This window comes from Serratia sp. BW106, assembly GCF_002607755.1.
Lineage (GTDB): Bacteria > Pseudomonadota > Gammaproteobacteria > Enterobacterales > Enterobacteriaceae > Serratia > Serratia proteamaculans.
Map to the genome: position 1 here is coordinate 166,076 of NZ_MCGS01000005.1, position 6,024 is coordinate 172,099.

Annotated in this window: 5 protein-coding genes; 1 reads left to right on the forward strand and 4 read right to left on the reverse strand. The window is 55.3% G+C overall.

Annotated features, from left to right (window positions below):
* Positions 1 to 40 precede the first annotated feature (40 nt).
* The gene (locus BEI65_RS04225; RefSeq protein ID WP_099062264.1) at positions 41 to 649 is read left to right on the forward strand and encodes a LysE family translocator; all 609 of its coding nucleotides are present in this window, start codon (positions 41 to 43) and stop codon (positions 647 to 649) included.
* Here the strand turns inward: BEI65_RS04225 and BEI65_RS04230 are convergent.
* The 4 genes from BEI65_RS04230 to BEI65_RS04245 all read right to left on the reverse strand — a co-directional run bounded on the left by BEI65_RS04230 (position 646) and on the right by BEI65_RS04245 (position 5,695).
* The gene (locus BEI65_RS04230; RefSeq protein ID WP_221344842.1) at positions 646 to 1,197 is read right to left on the reverse strand and encodes an MltR family transcriptional regulator; all 552 of its coding nucleotides are present in this window, start codon (positions 1,195 to 1,197) and stop codon (positions 646 to 648) included. The two genes, BEI65_RS04225 and BEI65_RS04230, sit on opposite strands and share 4 nt — an antisense overlap.
* A gap of 94 nt (positions 1,198 to 1,291) precedes the next feature.
* Positions 1,292 to 2,443, reverse strand: a complete 1,152-nt coding sequence (locus tag BEI65_RS04235) for a mannitol-1-phosphate 5-dehydrogenase (RefSeq protein ID WP_099062266.1) — start codon at positions 2,441 to 2,443, stop codon at positions 1,292 to 1,294.
* Positions 2,444 to 2,501: 58 nt separating this feature from the next.
* Entirely contained in the window at positions 2,502 to 4,421 is a 1,920-nt protein-coding gene (locus BEI65_RS04240; RefSeq protein ID WP_099062267.1) for a PTS mannitol transporter subunit IICBA, read from the reverse strand.
* A gap of 554 nt (positions 4,422 to 4,975) precedes the next feature.
* The gene (locus BEI65_RS04245) at positions 4,976 to 5,695 is read right to left on the reverse strand and encodes a DUF3053 domain-containing protein (RefSeq protein WP_099062268.1); all 720 of its coding nucleotides are present in this window, start codon (positions 5,693 to 5,695) and stop codon (positions 4,976 to 4,978) included.
* Positions 5,696 to 6,024: the final 329 nt, after the last annotated feature.

Consider the following 6,024-nt stretch of genomic DNA (forward strand, 5'->3'; position numbering starts at 1 on the left):
ATGCTGGTTCCCTTGCTCCTCGGCCTTTTAAGGAACCCTTATGCTGGACTCCGCCTTTATCAGTTATGTCACCGTCATGTCGATTACCCCTGGTCCCAACAACCTGCTGCTGGCATCGTCCGGGGTTAATTTTGGTCTGCGTCGCACCCTGCCAATGGTGTTTGGCATTAGCGTCGGCTGTGCGGTACAACTGGCTCTGACCACCACCCTGCTGGCCCTGATCCTGAGTTCAGCCGGTATGATTCGCTTTCCGCTGGCGGTGATCGGTTGTACCTACCTGCTGTGGCTTTCATGGAAATTGTTCAGGGCGGCATCGCCGGACGGTAAACAGCAGGCACAGCCGATGCGCTTAATCCACGGCGCTTTGTTTCAGGCGGTGAATCCCAAAGCCTGGCTGATGGCAATTAACGTGGCCATTCTGTTCACCCCACGCGAAGGGGCCAGCCTCAGCCATACGCTGATGATCATTGCCGGTTTCACCGCCCTGAACATTCCTTGCGTACTGGTATGGGCGATATTGGGCGATCGCCTGCGTGATGCGCTGCGCGTGACCTGGAAACTGCGGGTGTTTAATGGCGTCATGGCGGGGTTGATGGCAGCCACGGCTCTGTGGCTGTTATTCGACGAGTGGCGCGCGGCCTTTGCTTAATTGCGGCCGAGCGGGGAAAGCCGGGACGGTTGCTTGGCACCGATGCCGGCAATCAGATCGGTGACCGACAGCACCATAGTCGAACGCAATACCTGCTGATATCGCTGACGCTGCATGGCGATCAGCGATTCGTCCGCCTCACCAGGCTGCAGGAAGGTGGGCACCGGTGGCAGTGCGGCCACGCAATGCAGTTCACCAAACGGCCCGAGAATTTCATCATCGACAAAGCGGTATTCCTCCCCATCGTGGTTCAGTTCTTCGCGCATCGCCATCAGCAGTTCGGCATCTTCGTACTCGTGACGTGAAATCACCCCCAGCCCATACATCAGCTTCAGGCGCACCGACAGTTCACCCAATGGCCCGGCACCGGACAATAGGGGTTCGACGGCATACTTCACCGCATAGTCGTCCTTGCGGAACACCTGCACCACCAGCACGTTGAGCGCTTCCGCCAGCAGCTCTACTGCCGCGATCAGAAAACTGCGCACCGTCTTGCCTGCGTTCAGTCGTTCCAGAACCTGATTTTCAAATGCCTGTGCTTCTTCCATCGTCGCTTTTCGAATGGCCTGGGTGGCGCCGTCAATGCCGAAGTCGGGGTGTAGGGGCGCAATGGGCTGCGCCCGAAGATTCATCATGCCGAATCTACTTTTGCATGGCGTTATACACAGCAACAGCCTGTTCTACAACCTCACTTTCCGCCGGCAGGCCGGAAATTTGCGCCAGCGCCGCTTTTGGCCCCAGTTTGGCCAGCAGCTCCACCAGCTCTTTGGCCTGCGGATCCTGCTCGCTGCGGTAGCTCATGGCAGCAGCAATCCCCTGGATCAGATTGGCATGCGGCAGACCGTATTCCAGCGTACCGAGCAGCGGTTTGATCAGGCGATCGCCGGCGCTCAGCTTACGCAGCGGCTGACGGCCCACACGCTCAACGTCGTCGTGCAGATACGGGTTCTCAAAGCGGCTGAGGATTTTGTCGATGTAAGCAGCGTGCCTGGCGGCATCAAAACCGTAGCGTTTGATCAGCACCGCACCGCTTTCTTCCATCGCACCTTTCACCACGCGGCGGATCGCCGGGTCGAGAATGGCATCGCGAATGGTCAGCAGCCCGGCCTGCTGGCCCAGATAGGCGGTAATCGCATGGCCGGTATTGAGCGTGAACAGCTTGCGCTCAACAAACGCCATCAGGTTATCGGTCAGCTCCATGCCGGCGATCGCCGGTGGCTGGCCCTTGAACTGGGTCTGATCGACAATCCACTCGCTGAAGGTTTCTACCGTCACTTCCAGTGGATCGCTGCTGCCTGCTTCGGCCGGCGGCACAATACGGTCAACCGCCGAGTCGACAAAGCCGACATGCTGTTCGACCCATGCCTGCTCATCCTGCGGCAAGACATCGAACACGTGCTGTTTTAACTGGCTGGTGCCACGCACCATGTTCTCGCAGGCGATGATGTTTAGCGGTTGGCTGTTGCCCTGCTGATGACGTTTGATCAGCCCTTTGGCGATAGTCCCGGCAATTTTAGCCAGGATCTGCGGGCCCACGGCGGTGGTCACGATATCCGCTTCGGCGATCAGAGCGACAGCCTCTTCACTGCCGCTGTTCACCGCGCTGACGTTGTTAACCTGTTCGACCCGGGCCTGCTCGCCGACCACGTGGACCTGATAGCTTTTACGGCTGTTCAGCAGGTCCAGCACCGTCTGGTTAACGTCGGCAAAGGTCAGTTCGGCCTGCGCGTCTGCCAGCAGCTTGCCGATAAAACCACGCCCAATATTTCCCGCACCAAAATGTAATGCTTTCATATTCCTACCTTTCTAATGTCGAAGGGTGCAGCAAGCTGCACCCCTTAAAATGATTCTGTTATCCAACTTTTTTGCCACCCAGCAGATCCAACACTTCCTGCACACTGGTGGTATTCGCCAGCCGCTCGATGACACCATCGTCATCCAACGCGTTAGTCAGGCTGGTGATCACCTGGATATGTTCGTTATTGCGAGCCGCGATGCCGATGACCAACCGAGCCACCTCATCCTCTTCATCACCAAAACGCACGCCCTGCGGGTATTGGCAGAACACCACGCCGGTGCGCAACACCCGGTCTTTGGCTTCGATGGTGCCGTGCGGCACGGCGATCGATTCGCCCAGATAGGTGGAGGTGAGTTTTTCGCGCTCCAGCATCGCCGGGACGTATTCCGGTTCAACGTAGCCACCTTTGACCAGTTGCTCACCGGCGAAGCGGATCGCCTGCTCTTTGTCGCTGGCCTGCAGGTTAAGGAACACGTTACTTTCGCTCAGTCGGAACAGGTTTTGCTCGCTCGCTTCAAAGCTGTCGTCCAGCGTGCTAATGACTTTCTGTTGGTTATCGGTGGTTTTGTTGGCCGCCACCAGGCGCTCGGTCAGATCGTTATACAGTTTGCTGTCGAGGAAGTTGGTCAGCGAGATATGCTGGGCCTGTGGCGCATGGCGCATCGCGCGCTCGGTCAGATCACGGTGAGTGATCACCAGATCCACATCGTCCGGCAGGCTGTTGATCGCGCTGTTGGTCACCGAGATGTTTTTCAGCCCGGCATCTGCCACTTTCTTGCGCAGCACACCGGCCCCCATCGCACTGGAGCCCATACCGGCATCGCAGGCAACGATGATTTTACGTACCGTGGTCAGGTCACCATCCACGGCGGCATGAGCCGCTGCGCCGCCTTTAGACTGCGACTTCATTTCTTGCATGCGGCGAGTCGCCTCTTCCAGGTCGTCCTCTTCTTTCACTTTTGAGGTTTTCAGCAAGAAACTGGCGACCACAAATGACACCACAAATGCCGCACCGATGGCCGCCAGGTTGGCAAAATAAGCGCCCTTCGGCGTCATCGCCAACACCGCCAGAATCGAGCCAGGAGAAGCCGGAGAAACCAGACCGCCGTTCAACAGGGTCAGGGTGAATACGCCGGTCATACCGCCCAGGATCACCGCCAGCAGCAGGCGTGGGTTCATCAGTACGTACGGGAAGTAGATTTCGTGGATACCACCGAAGAAGTGGATGATCGCCGCACCGCCCGCAGACTGCTTGGCACTGCCGCGACCAAAGAACATGTAGGCCATCAGCACGCCCATACCCGGACCTGGGTTGGCTTCAATCAGGAAGAAGATGGATTTACCGGTTTCTGTCGCCTGCTGGATGCCCAGCGGTGAGAAGATGCCGTGGTTAATGGCGTTGTTCAGGAACAGGATTTTCGCCGGCTCCACGAAGATCGACGCCAGTGGCAACAGGTTGTTGGTCACCATGATATTTACACCGGTAGCCAGGATATGCGACAACCCTTCTACCAGCGGACCAATGGCCATAAACGACAGAATGGCCAGCAACATACCGATAATGCCGGCGGAGAAGTTGTTCACCAACATCTCAAAACCGCTTTTGATCTTGCCGTCTACCCAGCGGTCAAAATGCTTGATCGCCCAGCCGCCCAACGGACCGGCAATCATCGCGCCGAGGAACATCGGCATGTCCGCACCGACAATCACACCCATGGTAGTGATGGCACCGACCACGCCACCGCGATCGCCGCCCACCAACCGGCCACCGGTAAAGCCGATCAGCAACGGCAGCAGGTAGGTGATCATTGGGCCAACCAGCTTGGCTAAGGTTTCGTTCGGCAGCCAGCCGGTAGGAATGAATAACGCGGTGATGATACCCCAGGCGATAAATGCGCCAATGTTGGGCATCACCATGTTGCTTAAGAAGCGGCCAAAGTTTTGAACTTTGACTTTGATGTCTGGTGAAAACATAAAACACACCCCTATTGTTACGCGCTGACAATAGAGCGCGTGATTATTGTTGTAACGGTCCAGCTGTGTTGGTGCTGTCTACTAAATGGACTCTATCACGCTGTTTTTTGCCCGGCGAACCTTCCGAACATTTGTGACGCAGATCACCAACAACACCCCATTGGCAGGGTGGTTATAGTGATATGCGTCACACTTACTCGGTGTAAAAAAAAGACAATGGTCTGAATTCGCCCTGAAAACCAATAAAAATGAGATATACATCACACTTTAATATTGCGTGTTTGTTTTTGAATTGTGATGTTGGTCACAATTTATTTATCGGTGGCTACCGAATCCTGGTTTGGGGGACGTTCTTCCCTGTGAGCATTCATCCCGTCGGGAAATAGCGGTGCGATGAATGAAAGAAAACTACATATTGGAAAACGATGATTAATTGAAGTGTAGTACAGAAGCGTCGGTCAGGAAGTGAGCAAGTTGTTGGAAAGACTGGAAGGGAAAGCAATGGCAGGAGGAAAATGGCAGAAGCCGTTATGCCGGCTTCTGCGTTTACACTATTACTGGGTGACGCTTGAAACGGTTTTCTGTGCGTTCAGTAAATCCTGCTGCTTGGCCACCAGATTCGACATCATGGTGTTGTACTGCGTTGCCTGCTGGGAGGTACGGAACTGCACGCCGTTATTGTTAAAACTCACCTGATTACCCTGAGTACGCAGGAAATCCCCAACCTGCACCAGATCCTGAACGAAACTGGCGGTAGTAGGAATAACCGGCATCAGCGCATTGGCCGGCCCGGTGACAATCTTGTCATAGGCCTGGTTATACACCGCTTTCAGGTCGTCAGGTTGCTTCAGTGCGGCCCGGGCGGTATCCGCCTGTGACTTGGCTGACTGGATCTGCTGCCCCAGCAGGTTCAGCGCCCCCACGGACTGTTGCAGCATATCACGCTTGCTCATGTAGTCCTGCGCGGTGCGGATCTGGTTAATTTGATCCAACGCCGGCGTCAGGCTGGCATCCAGTGATTTGGACAACTGCTGTGAAAAACCGACCAAAATGGCGTAATCACCGGCATAGTTGCCGAACTTCTGTTTCTGATCTTCGCTCAGCGTCGGGATTTTCGCGCCGCTGCGCATCACCGTATTCTGTATGTAATCAATGAACGCCTTGCGTTGTTCCGGCTCTTTATCGCCGCAAGCAGTCAATTGCATGACCACCAACAATGCCAATACCGGGGCCAACCAACGCGCGAAATTTCTGCTCTGGATCCCTACCGCCATGTGACATAACTCCTGTTATAAACCTGCTTTTTCATCGGACTCCGTCCCTTTTTCTGCACTCCCTGCGCCTATAAGAATAGATCAACTGAGTGCGATACGATACGCGATTCACCTTTTGGGGCTTATTCTTCGGTGAAAGGGGAGTAATAGCGATATCTGAAACCATGTCGAACATGATTTGAGAGCGCTGAAATAAAGCCCTACCCCCCAAGTCACCCCCCAAGTCGGTGAGCTATTGGCAGCGTTAAAAGGAACAGGTTTGACACAAAACCGCCCACTGCGGAAACAGCAATAAAAAAGGCGCCCTAAGGCTAACACCGTTCACTTAA

Bases quoted from the DNA above. Each gene is read 5' to 3' on its own strand.
- BEI65_RS04240 (WP_099062267.1), bottom strand. From the start codon at position 4,421: ATGTTTTCACCAGACATCAAAGTCAAAGTTCAAAACTTTGGCCGCTTC.
- BEI65_RS04230 (WP_221344842.1), bottom strand. From the start codon at position 1,197: ATGGAAGAAGCACAGGCATTTGAAAATCAGGTTCTGGAACGACTGAAC.
- BEI65_RS04235 (WP_099062266.1), bottom strand. From the start codon at position 2,443: ATGAAAGCATTACATTTTGGTGCGGGAAATATTGGGCGTGGTTTTATC.
- BEI65_RS04225 (WP_099062264.1), top strand. From the start codon at position 41: ATGCTGGACTCCGCCTTTATCAGTTATGTCACCGTCATGTCGATTACC.
- BEI65_RS04245 (WP_099062268.1), bottom strand. From the start codon at position 5,695: ATGGCGGTAGGGATCCAGAGCAGAAATTTCGCGCGTTGGTTGGCCCCG.